Genomic DNA, 259 nt, shown 5'->3' with positions numbered 1-259 from the left:
GAAGCCCTGTGAGGGGTGGAGGTGACCGGTACTAATAGGCCGAGGGCTTGTCCTCAGTTGCTCGCGTCCACTGTGTTAGTTCTGAAGTAACGAACAGCTGTGTCGGCTGAACAGTTCCTCAATTGAAGAGAGTGCTTGTTCGCTGCCCTGTTCAGCTCCGCATCACGGAGCTACTTAATAGGGTTTCGGTGGTCATAGCGTGAGGGAAACGCCCGGTTACATTCCGAACCCGGAAGCTAAGCCTTACAGCGCCGATGGT

At 54.8% G+C, this 259-nt stretch carries 1 rRNA gene; it reads left to right on the top strand.

Annotation, left to right across the window (positions count from 1 at the left end):
• Positions 1-184: 184 nt before the first annotated feature.
• A 5S ribosomal RNA gene (gene rrf, locus ACX6XY_RS30390) occupies positions 185-259 on the top strand; the annotation flags it as partial.

The sequence above is a fragment of the Streptomyces sp. O3 genome, assembly GCF_054788135.1.
Note: the sequence above shows the minus strand (reverse complement) of the source record. Positions and strands in the feature narration are given on the sequence as shown.